General features: G+C 39.6%; 16 protein-coding genes and 1 riboswitch. Of the genes, 12 read left to right on the top strand and 4 right to left on the bottom strand.

What is annotated here, in order from left to right; translation table 11 throughout:
* Nucleotides 1–261: 261 nt before the first annotated feature.
* The 3 genes from rpsG to tuf all read left to right on the top strand — a co-directional run bounded on the left by rpsG (nt 262) and on the right by tuf (nt 4342).
* Nucleotides 262–732 carry a 30S ribosomal protein S7 gene (gene rpsG, locus LKE05_RS04100; protein WP_022229809.1) on the top strand — a complete coding sequence of 157 codons (471 nt, stop codon included), beginning with the start codon at nt 262–264 and terminating at the stop codon, nt 730–732.
* 140 nt (nt 733–872) lie between these two features.
* On the top strand, nt 873–2981 hold the full coding sequence (gene fusA / locus LKE05_RS04095) for an elongation factor G (protein ID WP_308456012.1): 2109 nt from the start codon (nt 873–875) through the stop codon (nt 2979–2981).
* Between the two features lie 155 nt (nt 2982–3136).
* Nucleotides 3137–4342 carry an elongation factor Tu gene (tuf, locus tag LKE05_RS04090; RefSeq protein WP_022229811.1) on the top strand — a complete coding sequence of 402 codons (1206 nt, stop codon included), beginning with the start codon at nt 3137–3139 and terminating at the stop codon, nt 4340–4342.
* 354 nt (nt 4343–4696) lie between these two features.
* On the opposite strand, the gene LKE05_RS04085 is transcribed toward tuf, so the two are convergent.
* The 3 genes from LKE05_RS04085 to coaBC all read right to left on the bottom strand — a co-directional run bounded on the left by LKE05_RS04085 (nt 4697) and on the right by coaBC (nt 7243).
* A complete protein-coding gene (locus LKE05_RS04085; protein WP_022229814.1) occupies nt 4697–4948 on the bottom strand; it encodes an AbrB/MazE/SpoVT family DNA-binding domain-containing protein in 252 nt (83 codons plus the stop codon).
* Nucleotides 4949–5073: 125 nt separating this feature from the next.
* Nucleotides 5074–6048, bottom strand: coding sequence for a DNA polymerase III subunit (locus tag LKE05_RS04080; RefSeq protein ID WP_308456011.1), 975 nt, complete (start codon nt 6046–6048; stop codon nt 5074–5076).
* A gap of 10 nt (nt 6049–6058) precedes the next feature.
* The gene (gene coaBC, locus LKE05_RS04075; RefSeq protein ID WP_308456010.1) at nt 6059–7243 is read right to left on the bottom strand and encodes a bifunctional phosphopantothenoylcysteine decarboxylase/phosphopantothenate--cysteine ligase CoaBC; all 1185 of its coding nucleotides are present in this window, start codon (nt 7241–7243) and stop codon (nt 6059–6061) included.
* Between the two features lie 100 nt (nt 7244–7343).
* Here coaBC and LKE05_RS04070 point away from each other — a divergent pair, with 100 nt between their 5' ends.
* From LKE05_RS04070 to gpmI, 5 genes are all read left to right on the top strand, one after another.
* The gene (locus LKE05_RS04070; RefSeq protein ID WP_308456009.1) at nt 7344–7907 is read left to right on the top strand and encodes a nucleoside recognition domain-containing protein; all 564 of its coding nucleotides are present in this window, start codon (nt 7344–7346) and stop codon (nt 7905–7907) included.
* Between the two features lie 3 nt (nt 7908–7910).
* Entirely contained in the window at nt 7911–8414 is a 504-nt protein-coding gene (locus tag LKE05_RS04065; RefSeq protein WP_308456008.1) for a spore maturation protein, read from the top strand.
* A gap of 100 nt (nt 8415–8514) precedes the next feature.
* On the top strand, nt 8515–9699 hold the full coding sequence (locus LKE05_RS04060; RefSeq protein ID WP_118446633.1) for a phosphoglycerate kinase: 1185 nt from the start codon (nt 8515–8517) through the stop codon (nt 9697–9699).
* A gap of 103 nt (nt 9700–9802) precedes the next feature.
* A complete protein-coding gene (gene tpiA, locus LKE05_RS04055) occupies nt 9803–10555 on the top strand; it encodes a triose-phosphate isomerase (protein WP_147514754.1) in 753 nt (250 codons plus the stop codon).
* 64 nt (nt 10556–10619) lie between these two features.
* Complete coding sequence (gene gpmI / locus LKE05_RS04050) at nt 10620–12137, top strand: 2,3-bisphosphoglycerate-independent phosphoglycerate mutase (RefSeq protein ID WP_308456007.1); 1518 nt, start codon at nt 10620–10622, stop codon at nt 12135–12137.
* Between the two features lie 50 nt (nt 12138–12187).
* Here the strand turns inward: gpmI and LKE05_RS04045 are convergent, their stop codons facing one another.
* Complete coding sequence (locus LKE05_RS04045) at nt 12188–12571, bottom strand: hypothetical protein (protein WP_308456006.1); 384 nt, start codon at nt 12569–12571, stop codon at nt 12188–12190.
* Nucleotides 12572–12698: 127 nt separating this feature from the next.
* Here LKE05_RS04045 and LKE05_RS04040 point away from each other — a divergent pair, with 127 nt between their 5' ends.
* The 4 genes from LKE05_RS04040 to dapB all read left to right on the top strand — a co-directional run bounded on the left by LKE05_RS04040 (nt 12699) and on the right by dapB (nt 16625).
* Nucleotides 12699–13511 (top strand): stalk domain-containing protein, encoded by an 813-nt coding sequence (locus LKE05_RS04040; RefSeq protein ID WP_308456005.1) that lies wholly within the window; start codon nt 12699–12701, stop codon nt 13509–13511.
* Nucleotides 13512–13577: 66 nt separating this feature from the next.
* A riboswitch (Lysine riboswitch) is annotated at nt 13578–13751 on the top strand.
* A 73-nt stretch (nt 13752–13824) separates the two neighbouring features.
* A complete protein-coding gene (asd, locus tag LKE05_RS04035) occupies nt 13825–14928 on the top strand; it encodes an aspartate-semialdehyde dehydrogenase (RefSeq protein ID WP_022229823.1) in 1104 nt (367 codons plus the stop codon).
* 32 nt (nt 14929–14960) lie between these two features.
* Complete coding sequence (gene dapA / locus LKE05_RS04030; RefSeq protein WP_022229824.1) at nt 14961–15851, top strand: 4-hydroxy-tetrahydrodipicolinate synthase; 891 nt, start codon at nt 14961–14963, stop codon at nt 15849–15851.
* A gap of 15 nt (nt 15852–15866) precedes the next feature.
* Nucleotides 15867–16625, top strand: coding sequence for a 4-hydroxy-tetrahydrodipicolinate reductase (gene dapB / locus LKE05_RS04025; protein WP_303672406.1), 759 nt, complete (start codon nt 15867–15869; stop codon nt 16623–16625).
* Nucleotides 16626–16744 lie beyond the last annotated feature (119 nt).

Raw genomic sequence — 16744 nt, 5'->3', positions numbered from 1 at the left:
GTTTTGAAAGAATAAACTCCGAGTACCTGTGATGTCATTAAGGGGAAAACAGATATTATATTTGTTTTCTGTCACAGTAGTTTTCCGTCGGAAAATATCGCTGAAAAGACGCAGATGAAATTTGATAAATATCAAGGCACAAAACGCAGGAATACTCTGTGTATTCCGAGTATTTGTAACGCCGATATTTGCAAATTGCATCAAGTATTTGCAGCGAGATTTGACAGAGGGAAACGCTAATTTATGAAGGAGGGAAGTAAAGTGCCAAGAAAAGGTTTTATAGCAAAAAGAGAAGTGCTACCTGATCCGATATACAATAACGTTGTTGTAACAAAGCTTATAAACAACATTATGCTTGACGGTAAAAAGGGTGTTGCTCAGAAAATAGTTTATGATGCATTCAATATCGTAGCAGAAAAGACAGGTAAGGACGCACTTGAAGCATTCCAGGAAGCTATGGATAACATCATGCCGGTTCTTGAAGTAAAAGCAAGACGTGTGGGTGGTGCAACATACCAAGTTCCTATGGAAGTTCGTCCGGAAAGACGCCAAACATTGGGTCTAAGATGGCTTACTCGTTACTCAAGAGAACGTAACGAAAAGACAATGAAGGAAAGACTTGCAAACGAAATCGTTGACGCTATCAACGGTACAGGCGGTTCAGTTAAGAAACGTGAAGATACTCACAAGATGGCTGAAGCTAACAAGGCTTTCGCTCACTACAGATGGTAATTTGTTTTTTAAACAAATCGCTTAACTTTGAAATTTAACCCGAAAATCGCATATAATAGGGGACAAGCAGTTTTGCATTGCCCCTATGCGGATTTCGACAGATACACTATTTTTACCTTTGTTGAAAGGAGGAAATTATTTTGGGTAGACAATATTCACTTGAAAATACAAGAAATATCGGTATCATGGCTCATATCGATGCCGGTAAAACTACTACAACAGAAAGAATTCTGTACTACACAGGTATCAACCACAAAATCGGTGAAACACACGATGGCGGTGCTACTATGGACTGGATGGCTCAGGAACAAGAGCGTGGTATTACAATTACTTCAGCTGCTACAACATGTTTCTGGCAACCAAAAGAAGGTCCTTTTAAGGGTATAAAGAACAGAATTAATATCATTGATACCCCTGGACACGTTGACTTTACAGTTGAAGTTCAAAGATCTCTAAGAGTTTTGGACGGTTCAGTAACAGTTATGTGTGCTAAGGGCGGTGTTGAGCCTCAGTCAGAAACTGTTTGGCGTCAAGCTGATGATTACAACGTACCTCGTATGATTTTCGTTAATAAGATGGACATCATGGGTGCTGACTTCTATAATGTTGTAAACATGGTACACGAAAGACTAAACGCTAACGGTGTGCCAATCCAGCTTCCAATCGGTGCCGAAGATACTTTCGTAGGTATCATCGACCTTATGAACATGGACGCTGAAATTTATGATGATGAACTTGGAACAAAGTTCCATAAGGACGCTATTCCGGCTGATATGCAGGAAAAAGCTGAAGAATATCATCAGGCAATGGTTGAAGCAATCTGTGAAACAGATGAAGCTTTACTTGAAAAGTTCCTTAGCGATGAGGAAATTTCAGTTGACGAATTAAAGGCAGCTTTGAGAAAAGCTACTATCAATAATGAAATCGTTCCTATGCTTTGCGGAACAGCTTACAGAAACAAGGGTGTTCAAATGCTTCTTGACGCAGTTATCGAGTACATGCCTTCACCGGTAGATGTACCTGCTATCAAGGGTATAAATCCTGATACAGACGAAGAGGACGAAAGACCGTCATCAGATGACGCTCCGTTCGCTGCTCTTGCATTCAAGATTGCAACTGACCCATTTGTTGGTAAGATTTGTTTCTTCAGAGTATACTCAGGTACTCTTGAAAAGGGTTCATATGTATTGAACTCATGCAAGGGTAAGAGAGAAAGAATGGGTAGAATTCTACAAATGCACGCTAACCACAGAGAAGACCTTGATATAGTTTACTCAGGTGATATAGCTGCAGCTGTTGGTCTACAAAATACAACAACAGGTGAAACACTTTGTGATGAAAAGCACCCAATTATCCTTGAGTCTATGGACTTCCCTGAACCGGTTATCCGTGTTGCTATCGAGCCTAAGACTAAGGCAGGTCAAGAAAAGATGGGTATCGCTCTTGCAAAACTTGCAGAAGAAGACCCAACATTCAAGACTTACACAGATGAGGAAACAGGTCAAACAATCATCGCAGGTATGGGTGAACTTCACCTTGAAATTATCGTTGACAGACTTCTTCGTGAGTTTAAGGTTGAGGCTAACGTTGGTGAACCTCAGGTTTCTTACAGAGAAGCTATCAGAAAAGCAGTTAATATCGAACATAAATATGCTCGTCAATCAGGTGGTAAAGGTCAGTATGGTCACGTACTTCTTAAACTTGAGCCGCTTGAAGAGGGTGCAGGTTATGAATTCGTTAATGCAATCGTCGGCGGTGCTATTCCTAAGGAATATATCCCTGCTGTTGACGCAGGTATCCAAGGTGCTATGCAGTCTGGTGTACTTGCAGGTTACAACGTAGTTGACGTTAAGGCAACTCTATATGACGGTTCATATCATGAAGTCGACTCATCAGAAATGGCATTTAAGATTGCCGCTTCTATGGCGTTCAAGGAAGGTATGAAGAAGGCTGATCCTGTTATTAAGGAGCCTATCATGCTTGTTAATGTTATCGTTCCTGACGAATACCTTGGTTTCGTTATCGGTGACCTTTCATCAAGACGTGGTATGGTTAGACAGCAAGAATCACGCAGCGGCGGTGTTACTCAGGTAACAGCTGACGTGCCACTTGCAGAAATGTTTGGTTATGCTACAGTTCTTCGTTCAGGTACACAGGGACGTGGACAGTACTCAATGGAACCTTCACACTACAGCGAAGTTCCGAAGTCTGTTCAAGAAAAGATTATGAACGAACGTGCAAAGAACTAATTGAATTTTATACGGTAAGTAGGATTTTTCCTACTTTCGCCGTTTAAATTTTAACAATTTATAAATTTATTGAAAAAATACTTGATTTTTTCACCAAAAGATTGTACAATAAGTTTATTAATGTATATAAAATATTTTAAGGAGGAATTTCTACAATGGCAAAAGAGAAATTTGAAAGAACTAAGCCGCATGTTAACATTGGTACTATCGGTCACGTTGACCATGGTAAGACAACTCTAACAGCTGCTATCACAAAGGTATTGGCTCTTAAGGGTCAGGCTCAATTCGAAGCTTACGACATGATCGATAAGGCTCCGGAAGAAAGAGAAAGAGGTATCACTATTTCAACAGCTCACGTTGAGTACGAAACAGACACACGTCACTATGCTCACGTTGACTGCCCGGGACACGCTGACTACGTAAAGAACATGATCACAGGTGCTGCTCAGATGGACGGCGCTATCCTTGTTGTTTCAGCTGCTGACGGTCCAATGCCTCAGACAAGAGAACACATCCTTCTATCAAGACAGGTTGGCGTTCCTTATATCGTTGTATTCATGAACAAGGCTGACCAGGTTGACGATCCTGAACTTATGGAACTTGTTGAAATGGAAATCAGAGAACTTCTTAACGAATATGACTTCCCTGGCGACGATACTCCAATCATTTCAGGTTCAGCTCTTCAGGTACTTGAATGTGATTCAACAGATCCTAACGCTCCTGAATACAAGTGTATTCTTGACCTTATGGACGAAGTTGACAGATATATCCCAACTCCTGAAAGAAAGTCAGACCTTCCATTCCTAATGCCTATCGAAGACATTTTCTCAATCACAGGTCGTGGTACAGTTGCTACAGGTAGAGTTGAAAGAGGTCAACTAAACCTTAACGACGAAGTTGAAATCGTTGGTCTTACAGACGAAAAGAGAAAAGTTGTTGTTACAGGTATCGAAATGTTCAGAAAGCTTCTTGACTACGCTGAAGCCGGCGACAACATCGGTGCACTACTTCGTGGTGTTCAGAGAAACGAAATCGAAAGAGGTCAGGTTCTTTCTAAGCCTGGTACAATTCACCCACACACAAAGTTTAAGGGCGAAGTTTACGTACTAACAAAGGACGAAGGTGGCCGTCATACACCATTCTTCAACAACTACAGACCTCAGTTCTATTTCAGAACAACTGACGTTACTGGCGTTATCACACTTCCAGAAGGCACAGAAATGTGTATGCCTGGCGATAACGTAAAGATGGAAGTTGAACTTATCACTCCAATCGCTATCGAAAAGGGTCTACGTTTCGCTATCCGTGAAGGTGGTAGAACAGTAGGTTCAGGTGTCGTTTCTGAAATCGAAGAAGCGTAAGCTTTACTGATTTGATTATTCAAAAAGATGTTACTTCGGTAACATCTTTTTTTTGTATTTTATTACAGAGTGCAAGAATAGGGGAGAGAGCATCGATTTTACAGACTAATATTACTTAAGAACAGGAATGATTGCTTTTAATAACATATAAGAGCCACCCCTCAGTCGCTATGCGACAGCTTCCCTCAAGGGGAGCCATTTGTGGCTTGTATGTGTGGTAGATGGTAAGGAATGTTGAAATTTAACGTTTTATCAACGTTGAAATTCTTTAAAATGTACTTTATCCACGATTTGAAGTTATTATCAACAAAAAAAGAACCGCATTAGATTAAGCGGTTCTCGTTTTTGATATGATTATTCAGCTACATAGCCGTTAATCTTTTTAGCACACTCAGGGCAAATATTCTTACCGTTGAATTGGAATATATTCTTTGCATCGCCACAGAATATGCATGAAGGTTCATACTTCTTTAGGATTATACAGTTATCTTCTGTATAAATTTCCATTGAATCCTTAATATCGATTCCGAACTTTCTCCTTAGTTCTACTGGAATGACAATACGGCCAAGTTCATCAACCTTTCTAACGATTCCTACAGATTTCATTAAAATTTTCCTCCTTATATAATATTCTTTTAAACGGTAAATTTATTATACCACATATGTAATAAATTGTCAACAAAAATAGAAAAAATACTAACAAAAATAATTTTTATAGAAATACCGCGTTTTTATGTGGATTTTAGCGACAGCCACAGTGAAATGGCTTTTAAATTCACATATCGCGACAACATATTCTTTGCTTTTATTACACGCTTTGACATATTCATCAAATAATCGGTATCATACTTAGACGCGAGCTGTCTTAACATATCTTTTTTATCAATATTAATAATCACGTTTGGTGCTTGTGACTGCATAAGGATTATATCACGCAGATATGCAAGCCAAAAATCGAATACTGTTTCAGCCTTATCCTTATTTTCATCAAGATACTTCTGCACAACGAATGCCAAACGTCTGTCGATTGACAGCACCGAAAACAATTTTTCAAGTGAGGACGTTCTCACTGATTCAAAGTTTTCATCATTTATAATATTGTCCGCCATTCCCGGCACACCTGCACAATACTTAATCAAAAACGGCAAGCGTTCCTGTTCATCAGGATATTTTTCGCTTATATACTTCTCCATAATCGCGTCAGACACAGACGGAAAATGCACAAGCGTAAAACGTGATAAAATTGTCTGCAATAGGGAAGTGGAGTTTTCTGTTATCAAGATAAATACTGCGTATTCGGGCGGTTCTTCAAACGTTTTTAAAAACGTGTTTTGTGCCTCCTCGGTAAGTAAAGACGCGTCCTCAAATATATAAACCTTATGCTTTGAATTAAACGGCTTTACAGCCACATCCTCCTCAAGTTTACGCATATCTTTTGCACCGATACTTTTTTTGTCAGCCTTCGGTCGAACATAAATTATATCGGGGTTTGTGTCCGCTTTTGATTCCACGCAATTCTGACAACTTCCGCAAGGTGCGACACCTGTATTTTTGCACGTCAATGCCGCCGCAAAAAGTCTGGCGGAATTGAGTACACCCAAGCCCTTTTCACCCTCAAATATATACGCGTGTGAGCTTGCGCCGTTATGCACCGATTCTATTAAATTTTTCATCAAATCCTCATGGAACGTTTCGTATCCGTACATAATCTGCTTCCTATCTACTCAAAATGAAATCAAATATCTTTTCCGCAACTTCATCTTTTGTCATCTTTTCAAGCTGAACTTCATCATCTTTTGTTATAAGCGTCACGATATTTGTATTACCACCAAAGCCTGCACCGTCTTGTTTAAGATTATTTGCGACAATCATATCACAATTTTTCTTTTCAAGTTTCTTTCTTGAATTTTCAAGCATATTTTCTGTTTCCATAGAGAAACCGCAGATAAATTGACCGTTTTTTCTTTCACCGAGAGTTTTTAATATATCGTCCGTACGTTCAAGCTCAATCGACATATTACCGTCCTGTTTTTTTACCTTTTCACTGCTTACGTTCTTAGGTCTGTAATCAGCCACTGCCGCCGCCTTAACGATTATATCCATACTGTCGGCACGTTCGATTACCGCGTCATACATATCTTTCGCACTCTGCACCTTAACCGTATTCGCAAACACAGGAGGCTCACTGTCGCATTTACCCATAACAAGCGTCACCTCCGCACCTCTTAGCATTGCGTTCTTTGCAAGTGCAAAACCCATTTTTCCGCTCGAATGGTTTGTTATGAATCTCACAGGGTCGATAGCCTCTACAGTTGCACCGGCTGTAACAAGCACTTTTTTACCTGTCATATCTTTTTCAAATGCAATCTCTTTAACAATGTATTCAAACAAAAGCTCTTCATCAGGCATTCTGCCGTCACCCATATCGCCGTTTGCAAGCATACCGTGCGCCGGTTCAACTATTTCATAGCCGTAATGCTTCAGCTTTTCAATGTTATCCTGCACGATAGGGTTATGGAACATATTATGATTCATAGCAGGTGACACAATTTTCTTGCAAGGACAAGCCATAACAGTGGTTGTAAGCATATCGTCAGCAATACCGTTTGCAATCTTGCCGATTACATTTGCACTCGCCGGTGCAATCATAACCACGTCCGCCGCTTTTGCAAGTGCAACGTGTTCAACGCTGAATTCAAAATTACGGTCAAATGTATCTATAAGGCATTTATGCTTTGTCAATGTTTCAAAAGTTATGGGATTTATAAAATTAGTTGCGTTCTGCGTCATAAGCACGTGTACTTCGCAATGCTGTTTTACAAGCATTCTTGCAAGATTTGCGATTTTGTACGCCGCAATACTTCCCGTAACTCCAAGCACGACTGTTTTTCCTTTGAGCATACTAATCCTCCGTTCAAATTATATTTATATACATTCTTCTATTATAGCACAATTTTTCATATAAATAAATATCAAATTCACAAGAAACGGAGGAAAGTATATGAATTATATTTGGTGCTTGATGATTATTGTGTCGATAGTTGTGTCAATTTTTAACGGCACTGTCGACCAAACTATAAACGGTGCGTTTGAGGGTGCGAAAAGTGCCGTTTTTACGGTATTGTCATTTGCGGGAGTTATGTGCTTTTGGACGGGTATTATGAAAATTGCCGAAAATGCGGGATTGTCACAGAAATTAGAGAAATTATTAAAACCTATAATAAACTTCCTGTTTCCCAATGCAGGTCAAAACGCAAAAAAATATATTGCCGTGAATATGAGTGCCAACATACTCGGAATGGGCAACGCCGCAACACCTATGGGCATAAAGGCTATGCAATGTCTTGACAATGAAAACAACAATCCGCTTTATACGTCAAAAAATATGTGTATGCTTGTCGTTTTGAACACCACGTCCGTACAGCTTATACCCACAACAATAATTGCTCTGCGTGTTGCGTCAGGCTCTGCAAATCCGTTTTCGGTTATTCTGCCGATTTGGATTTCTTCATTCACCGCCGCATTTATTGCTTTAACACTGACAAAATTACTATATAGGGAGTAAAATATGATTTATGTAATACCGCTCATAATTGCACTTGTTCTTATAACCGCAATGATAAAAAAACTTCCGTCATACGAACATTTTATAAATGGAGCAGAGGAGGGAATGAAAATAGTATCAGGCATATTTCCGCCGCTTGTAGCGGTGCTTACCGCCGCATATATGCTCCGTGCGTCAGGCACGCTTGACCTTATAGTATCACTTCTTTCACCTATCACAAATTTAATTCCTGCCGAAGTTATGCCTTTGGCACTTATCCGTCCAATATCGGGCAGCGGTGCAACGGGCATACTTACCGAAATTTTAAACAATTACGGTGCCGACAGCGAAGTCGGTCGAATTGCCTCCGTTATAATGGGTTCGACTGAAACAACTTTCTACTGTCTTTGCGTATATTTTGCGAAAACAAGGGTAAAACATAACTTGAAAGCTGTTCCTTTTGCGGCTGTCGGTGACATAGTTGGCATATTGACGGCGGCTATTTTGATTAAGTTGGTAAAATTTTAACGAATTTTAATTATATACTTGAAAAACAGATAATTTTTATATATAATATAATCAAGAAAAATCGGATAATTTTGTCCGCATAAAAAAGGAGAAATTGACTATGTACAACAAATTAACAGTTGAAGATGTTGACGTAAAAGGCAAAAAGGTTTTAGTACGTTGTGACTTTAACGTGCCGCTTGACGCTGACGGTAATATCACAGACGAAAACCGTATTGTAGGTGCACTTCCTACAATTAAGTATCTTATAGATAACGGAGCAAGAGTTATTCTTTGCTCACATATGGGTAAGCCAAAGGGTGAGCCTGTTCCATCACTTTCTCTTGCACCTGTTGCAAAGAGTCTTTCAGAAAAGCTTGGCAAAGAAGTTGTTTTTGCCGCTGACGATAACGTAGTAGGCGACAACGCTAAAAAGGCTGTTGCAGAAATGAATGACGGTGATGTTGTTCTTCTTCAAAACACTCGTTATAGAAAAGAAGAAACAAAGAACGAAGAAGCTTTCTCAAAAGAACTTGCTTCACTTGCTGATTTGTTCGTAAATGACGCATTCGGTACAGCTCACAGAGCTCACTGCTCAAACGTAGGTGTATCTTCAATTCTTAAGCCGGCTGTTGCAGGTTACCTAATCGAAAAGGAAATCAACTTCCTCGGTAACGCAGTAAACAACCCTGTAAGACCGCTTGTAGCTATTCTTGGCGGAAGTAAAGTTTCTTCAAAGATTTCAGTTATTGAAAATCTTCTAAAGAAAGTAGACAAGCTAATCATCGGCGGCGGTATGGCTTACACATTCTTTGCGGCACAAGGCAAGACAACAGGTACATCACTTCTTGAACCTGATTACATTGACTATGCCAAGAAAATGCTTGACGAGGCAGGCGACAAGCTACTTCTTCCTGTTGATACAGTAGTTGCTAAAGAATTTGCAAACGACGCCGAATCACAAGTTGTTGAAGGTAATATTCCTGACGGCTGGATGGGTCTTGACATCGGTCCTAAGACAATCGAACTTTACAAGGATGCTCTTAAAGACGCAAAGACAGTTGTTTGGAACGGTCCTATGGGCGTATTTGAAATGCCAAACTTCGCAAAGGGTACAAATACAATAGCTCAGGCTCTTGCCGATCTTGACGCTACAACAATCATCGGCGGCGGTGACAGTGTTGCTGCAGTAAACCAAGCAGGTCTTGGCGATAAGATGAGCCACATCTCAACAGGCGGCGGCGCATCAATGGAATTCCTTGAAGGTAAAGAACTTCCTGGTATCGCAGCTTTGACAGATAAATAATTATTGTGACAGGGCGGTCATTGACCGCCTCTCACCATATTTTAAATATTCCGTAGAGTGACTGTCGGTCACTTATAATTAAACTACAAAAGGAGAAATTACAATGGGAAAATATATAATTGCCGGTAACTGGAAGATGAACAAGCTTCCGTCAGAAACATATGATTACATCAAAGAAGTAATCGACGCAACAAAGGGTTCAGAATGTGAAGTAGTTTGCTGTACACCGTTCGTATGCCTACCACAGGCTGTTGAGGCCGCTAAGGGTTCACACGTTAAAATCGGTGCTGAAAACCTACACTTTGAGGACAAGGGCGCTTTCACAGGTGAAGTAAGTGCAGAAATGCTTAAAGACCTTGGTGTTGATTATGTTATCATGGGTCACAGTGAAAGACGTGAATACAACAACGAAACTGATGAAACAGTTAATCTAAAGGCTAAAAAGGCTCTTGAAAAGGGTCTTATTCCTATCGTTTGCTGCGGTGAAAGTCTTGAACAGCGTGAAGCCGGTATCACAATGGACTGGATTGCTATTCAAATCAAAAAGGCATTTGCCGGAATCAGTGCTGACGACGCTAAGAAAGTTGTCGTTGCATACGAGCCGATCTGGGCTATCGGTACAGGCAAGACTGCTACTGACGACCAAGCTGAAGAAGTTTGCGGCGGTATCAGAGAATTACTTGAAAACCTTTACGATGCTGAAACAGCAAAGGCTATTACTATTCAATACGGCGGCAGCATGAATCCTAAGAATTGTGCAGGACTTCTTGCTAAGCCAAACATTGACGGTGGTCTTATCGGCGGTGCATCTTTAAAGAGTGCTGACTTCGCTGTTATCACAAAGGCAGCTAAATAATGATTTTACAAAAGGGCAAGCATTATTGCCTGTCCTATTTTTAAACATAAAGGAGTAATTACTTATGGCAAAGAAACCAATCGCATTAATTATTATGGACGGTTACGGCATTAACCAAAATACAGAGGGTAATGCTATCGTAGCGGCAAAGAAACCTCATCTTGACAAGCTTTTAGCCGAATATCCACATTCACAGCTTTCTGCAAGCGGTCTTGACGTCGGTCTTCCTGACGGTCAGATGGGTAACAGTGAAGTAGGTCACACAAATATCGGTGCCGGCAGAATTGTTTATCAAATGCTTGTTAAGATTTCAAAAGACATTAACGACGGTAAAATTTACGAAAACAAAGCTCTTTCAGACGCTATGGATGCCGCTAAAGCTAACGGCAAGTCACTTCACCTTATGGGACTTCTTTCAAACGGCGGTGTACACAGCCACAATGAACACCTTTACGGTCTGTTAAAGATGGCTAAGAAAAAAGGTATTGAAAACGTATATGTTCACACATTCCTTGACGGTCGTGACGTTCCTCCTACATCAGGTGCCGAATTTATGGCTGAACTTGAAAAAGAAATTAAAGAAATCGGCGTAGGCTCTGTCGCTACAATTATGGGCAGATTTTACGCTATGGACAGAGATAACGCTTGGGACAGAGTCGAAAAGGCTTACAAAGCTATGGTTGACGGCGAAGGCATACAGGAAACAGACGCTGTTACAGCCGTTAAAAACTCATACGCAAATGACGTTACAGACGAATTTGTTATTCCGACTGTTGTTGACAAAAACGGTATGATTAAAGAGGGTGACAGTGTTATTTTCTTCAACTTCCGTCCTGACAGAGCAAGACAGATTACAAGAACTTTTGTTGACCCTGATTTTACAGGCTTTGAAAGAAAGTATTTCCCTGTAAACTTCGTTTGCATGACTCAATATGACGAATCAATGCCAAATGTAACTGTAGCATATCCGCCGGAAACTCTTGAAATGACATTCGGTGAATACATCAGCAAGAAAGGTCTTACACAGCTTAGAATTGCCGAAACACAGAAGTATGCACACGTTACATTCTTCTTCAACGGCGGTGAAGAAAAGCAATTTGACGGTGAGGAAAGAATACTTATCAAGTCACCTGACGTTGCAACTTTCGATATGAAACCTGAAATGAGTGCTTACGAAGTTACTGACGCAGTTGTTGACGCAATCAATTCGGACAAGTTTGATGTTATCATTCTTAACTATGCTAACTGTGATATGGTCGGTCACACAGGTATTATGGAAGCGGCTGTTAAGGCGGTTGAAGCCGTTGACGAATGTGTAGGAAGAATGGTTGACGCTATTCTTGCAAAGGGCGGACAAGCTATCATCACTGCCGATCACGGTAACGCTGACTGCTTAATCGACCCTGTTACAAAAGCTCCGTTTACAGCCCATACAACTAATCCTGTTCCTATGATTCTTGTAGGTGCAGGCGATGTTAAAGTTAAGAACGGCAGACTTTGTGACCTTTGCCCGACTATGCTTGACCTTATGGGACTTGAAAAACCTGAACAAATGACAGGTGAGAGTCTTATTGTAAAATAATCGGATAATAAAAAACGATGTATTCCGTAACAGGTAATACATCGTTTTTATTATGCAAGCTTTTCTTTTATTCTTCTTATTTCACTTTCCATCATATTAATTCGGATAAGTGCCATTTCTTTTTCATTTTCAACAGTTAAGGCTTTATCAAGTTTTCTTGACAAGTCAAAATGTCCCTCTGCAATAATTTTGATATTACGGTTTGTTTCATTTTCAAGTGTAAGACTGATTTCTCTTATTTCATTTTTCATTTTTTGAATATCAGTTTTCATTTCTGATATTTGTTTAGTTTCATCTTTAACATTTTGAATATCTGTTTTCATTTCTGCAATTTGATTATTAATATCGTCAAATTGTTTATTCATATTATTTAGAGTTGAATTAATATTTTTAACATTTTCAACTAATGAAACTAACATTTCTTCCGTTGTCATAGCCTACACCTCCTTGTATATCTTAATAATAACACAATACAATAAAAATTACAAGCACATTTCTTTAAATTTCCACTTGTTATATTGTTGTTTATACTATATAATTAGCGGTAAGGAGGGATATAATATGAAAAAAATAACAGCACTTTTTTTATCACTGATGATTATGTCACCGACGGTTTTTGCCGATGACGATATAACGGTATATCTAAACGAAGATGAATTAATATTTGAGCAGTCACCAATAATACAAAACGATTCAACGCTTGTACCGTTCAGAGCGATATTTGAAAATCTTGATATGGTTGTACAGTGGTTTGGCGACGAACAGCGTGTAACGGCTCAAAAAGACGACTTAACCATAACTTTGTTTATAAACGAAAATACGATGTATGTCAATGATACGTCTGTCGAGCTTAATACGCCCCCTATAATCTACAATGATTACACCCTTGTACCGTTAAGGGCTGTATCGGAATCAGCCGGTGCAGAGGTATTTTGGGACGGTGACACGCATGCAGTTTATATTGAAACCGATAATGAAAGTGATTTTGATGATTGGGGATATGAAGTTCTAAATCTCGTAAACGAAGAACGTGCAAAATATAATGTTGCACCGTTAAAATGGGACGATTCACTTGCCGCTCTTGCCGAAAGTCACTGTGAAGATATGATAGACAGAAACTTTTTTGCACACAATACTCCCGACGGACAAACTCCGTTTGACAGAATGAAAGCCGCAGGAATAACATATTCTTCGGCAGGGGAGAATATAGCCGCAGGTCAATCTTCACCGCAAAATGTTATGGATTCTTGGATGAATTCACCGGGACACCGCAAAAATATATTAAATCCCGATTTTGAATATATAGGCGTAGGACTTGCACGAGGAGGATCATACGGTATTTATTGGGCACAGGAATTTGCAACATTTAAATAATGTAATAAAAAAATAATATTTTTCCTATTGACACATACAATTAATAGTGGTAGTATAATAATATATAAGCAAGGTAGAGGTGCGCTTGTGTATCAGTATGTATACGGAGATATGCAATTATCTTTGATGTATACGGAAAGGACACAGTGCCGAAGTTTGAATATAATTGCGGATATTCATTCTGGGCATATCGTTAACAGCGGTATGACTGTCATCGTAAGGTGGGGAGCTATCGCTGTTTTTGTTATATGCAAACATAGCAGTAGTTTCTGACTACTGCTTTTTATTTTATAAAAAACAAAGGAGAGTCAAAATGAAAGACAATTACAAAGTAGGTATTATAGGTGCAACAGGTATGGTTGGACAGCGTTTTATTACACTTCTTAACGACCACCCATGGTATACAATCGAAGTGCTTGCAGCATCTCCGAGAAGTGCCGGCAAGGCTTATAAAGACGCCGTAGGCGCTAAATGGGCTATGGACGAAGAAATTCCTGCATCAGTAGCAGATATGGTTGTTATGGACGCTACAAACGACGTTGAAAAAATTGCAGAAAAGGTAGATTTCGTATTCTGTGCAGTTGATATGAAAAAAGACGAAATCAAAGCTCTTGAAGAAAGATATGCTAAGGCTGAATGCCCTGTTGTTTCAAACAACTCTGCTCACCGTCATACTCCTGACGTTCCGATGATTATTCCGGAAATCAACCCTCAGCACATTGAAATTATTCCTGCTCAGCGTGAAAGACTTGGTACAAAGAGAGGTTTTATCGCAGTTAAGTCAAATTGCTCTCTACAATCATATTTGCCTGCAATGGCTGTTGTTAATATGAAGTACCCAATCGACCACGCTCTTGTAACAACTTATCAAGCTATTTCAGGTGCAGGTAAGACTTTTAAGACATGGCCGGAAATGGTTGACAACCTAATCCCATACATCGGCGGAGAAGAAATGAAGTCAGAAGTTGAGCCTAACAAGGTACTTGGTAAAATTGAAGGTAAAGAAATCGTTCCTTCAACCGAATTGCAAATCGAATGCCAAACATACAGAGTTCCTGTATCAAACGGTCACACAGCCGCTATATTCTTCTCATTCAAAGACAGTGCAAACAAGCCGTCTGTAGAAGAAATCGAAAAAATGTGGGCAGAATACAAAGGTGTTCCTCAGGAACTTAACCTACCTCACGCTCCAAAGCAGTTTATTCACGTTTACACTGAAAAGGACGCTCCTGATCAGCCTCAAATTAAGACTGCCCGTGAAATCGACGGCGGTATGGCTATTTCATGCGGACGTTTGAGAGAATCAACACAATACGATTATAAGATGGTTTCTATGAGCCACAATACTCTAAGAGGTGCTGCAGGCGGTGCGGTTCTTCTTGCTGAACTACTTACAGCTAAGGGTTATATGGATTAATTTTAAATTTTATTGAAAGGAATTGATTTAATATGTCTAAGACATTACCTTTTACAGGTTCCGGCGTTGCCATTATTACGCCGTTTGACGGCTTAAAGACAAATTATGATGAACTTGGAAAATTAATTGAATATCATATTGAAAACAATACAGACGCAATTATAATTTGCGGTACAACAGGTGAGGCATCTACTATGCCTGACGAAGAACATCTTGCAGCTATCAAGTACACTGTTGAAAAAGCGGCAGGCAGAATTACTGTCATTGCCGGTACAGGTTCAAATGATACTGCTCACGCAATCGAGCTTTCAAAGAAAGCCGAAGAATACGGCGTTGACGGAATTCTTTCTGTTACTCCGTATTACAACAAGACTACTCAAAAGGGACTTATTGCTCACTTTACGGCTATTGCCAATGCAATCAAAATCCCTGTTATCCTTTACAACGTTCCGTCAAGAACAGGTATGAGCTTTGCTATCGACACTCTAAAGGAACTTGCAAAGGTTGAAAACATAGTTGCTATCAAAGAGGCAAGCGGAAACATCAGTTATATGGCTAAGGTTGCCGCAGAAGTACCTGATTTATACATTTATTCGGGTAACGACGATATGATTGTTCCTACACTTTCGCTTGGCGGTAAGGGTGTTATATCTGTTGTTGCAAACATTCTTCCTAAGGAAACTCACAACATATGTGAATACTACTTTAACGGAGAAGTGGATAAGTCAAGAGATTTACAATTAAAAATGCTTGACCTTATCAACAACCTATTTATCGAGGTTAACCCTGTTCCGATTAAGACTGCTATGAATTTGTTAGGCTTCAACGCAGGCAACTTGCGTATGCCTCTTGTTGATATGGACAGTGCAAACCTTGAAAAACTAAAAAAATCTATGACTGATTTCGGTATGAAACTTGCATAAAGGAGCAACGGACTAATGACGAAAATTATTATGAACGGTTGTAACGGTAAAATGGGGCAGGTTATTACCCGTCTTGTCAGTGAGGACAATGAATGTGAGATTGTTGCAGGCTTTGACGTAAATGATTCTATTGAAAATACTTATCCTGTTTTCACAAATCCAGATGAATTTACAGGCGACGCCGATGTTATAATCGACTTTTCACACCCATCTGCTCTTACAACTGTACTAAACTACTGCAAAAAGAGAAAATTACCTGTTATTCTTGCTACAACAGGTTATACTGATGAGCAGAAAAAGGAATTTACCGAGGCATCTAAAGAAATTCCTGTATTTTTCTCTGCAAATATGAGTCTTGGTATCAATCTTATCATTGCTCTTGCAAAGAAAGCTACAAAACTTCTTGAAGGAAACTTCGATATTGAAATTGTTGAACGTCATCACAATCAAAAAATTGACGCTCCGTCAGGTACTGCTCTTGCTATCGCTGACGCTATTGACGAAACACTTTCTTATCCGGCTGAATATGTCTATGACAGACACGCAGTTCGCAGAAAAAGAAAGCCTACTGAAATAGGTATTCACGCAGTTCGCGGCGGTACTATTGTAGGTGACCATGAAGTTATCTTTGCAGGAACTGATGAAGTTATCGAATTAAAGCACAGCGCTCACAGTAAAGAAGTTTTTGCGGTCGGTGCAATTAAGGCTGCAAAGTTTATGAGTGACAAACCTGCCGGAATGTACAATATGAATGATTTAATCAGTACACTGTAAGACAGCAATAAATTGTCATTTTTACTACAAAAAAAAAGAGGCTTTTGAACCGACCCCCAAAAGTTAGACCAAAAATCTAACTATTGGGAGGTCGGTTTTTTCATGGCAAAATATAGTTT

The organism is Hominilimicola fabiformis (assembly GCF_020687385.1).
In the GTDB taxonomy this organism is placed as follows: domain Bacteria; phylum Bacillota; class Clostridia; order UBA1381; family UBA1381; genus Hominilimicola; species Hominilimicola fabiformis.
Note: the sequence above shows the minus strand (reverse complement) of the source record. Positions and strands in the feature narration are given on the sequence as shown.

What these genes read in the sequence shown, in the direction of transcription:
- LKE05_RS04085 (WP_022229814.1), bottom strand. Translation starts at nt 4,948, where the DNA reads ATGAAATCTGTAGGAATCGTTAGAAAGGTTGATGAACTTGGCCGTATT.
- LKE05_RS04060 (WP_118446633.1), top strand. Translation starts at nt 8,515, where the DNA reads ATGTACAACAAATTAACAGTTGAAGATGTTGACGTAAAAGGCAAAAAG.
- LKE05_RS04070 (WP_308456009.1), top strand. Translation starts at nt 7,344, where the DNA reads ATGAATTATATTTGGTGCTTGATGATTATTGTGTCGATAGTTGTGTCA.
- tuf (WP_022229811.1), top strand. Translation starts at nt 3,137, where the DNA reads ATGGCAAAAGAGAAATTTGAAAGAACTAAGCCGCATGTTAACATTGGT.
- LKE05_RS04045 (WP_308456006.1), bottom strand. Translation starts at nt 12,571, where the DNA reads ATGACAACGGAAGAAATGTTAGTTTCATTAGTTGAAAATGTTAAAAAT.
- gpmI (WP_308456007.1), top strand. Translation starts at nt 10,620, where the DNA reads ATGGCAAAGAAACCAATCGCATTAATTATTATGGACGGTTACGGCATT.
- tpiA (WP_147514754.1), top strand. Translation starts at nt 9,803, where the DNA reads ATGGGAAAATATATAATTGCCGGTAACTGGAAGATGAACAAGCTTCCG.
- LKE05_RS04080 (WP_308456011.1), bottom strand. Translation starts at nt 6,048, where the DNA reads ATGTACGGATACGAAACGTTCCATGAGGATTTGATGAAAAATTTAATA.
- LKE05_RS04065 (WP_308456008.1), top strand. Translation starts at nt 7,911, where the DNA reads ATGATTTATGTAATACCGCTCATAATTGCACTTGTTCTTATAACCGCA.
- dapB (WP_303672406.1), top strand. Translation starts at nt 15,867, where the DNA reads ATGACGAAAATTATTATGAACGGTTGTAACGGTAAAATGGGGCAGGTT.
- asd (WP_022229823.1), top strand. Translation starts at nt 13,825, where the DNA reads ATGAAAGACAATTACAAAGTAGGTATTATAGGTGCAACAGGTATGGTT.
- coaBC (WP_308456010.1), bottom strand. Translation starts at nt 7,243, where the DNA reads ATGCTCAAAGGAAAAACAGTCGTGCTTGGAGTTACGGGAAGTATTGCG.
- dapA (WP_022229824.1), top strand. Translation starts at nt 14,961, where the DNA reads ATGTCTAAGACATTACCTTTTACAGGTTCCGGCGTTGCCATTATTACG.
- LKE05_RS04040 (WP_308456005.1), top strand. Translation starts at nt 12,699, where the DNA reads ATGAAAAAAATAACAGCACTTTTTTTATCACTGATGATTATGTCACCG.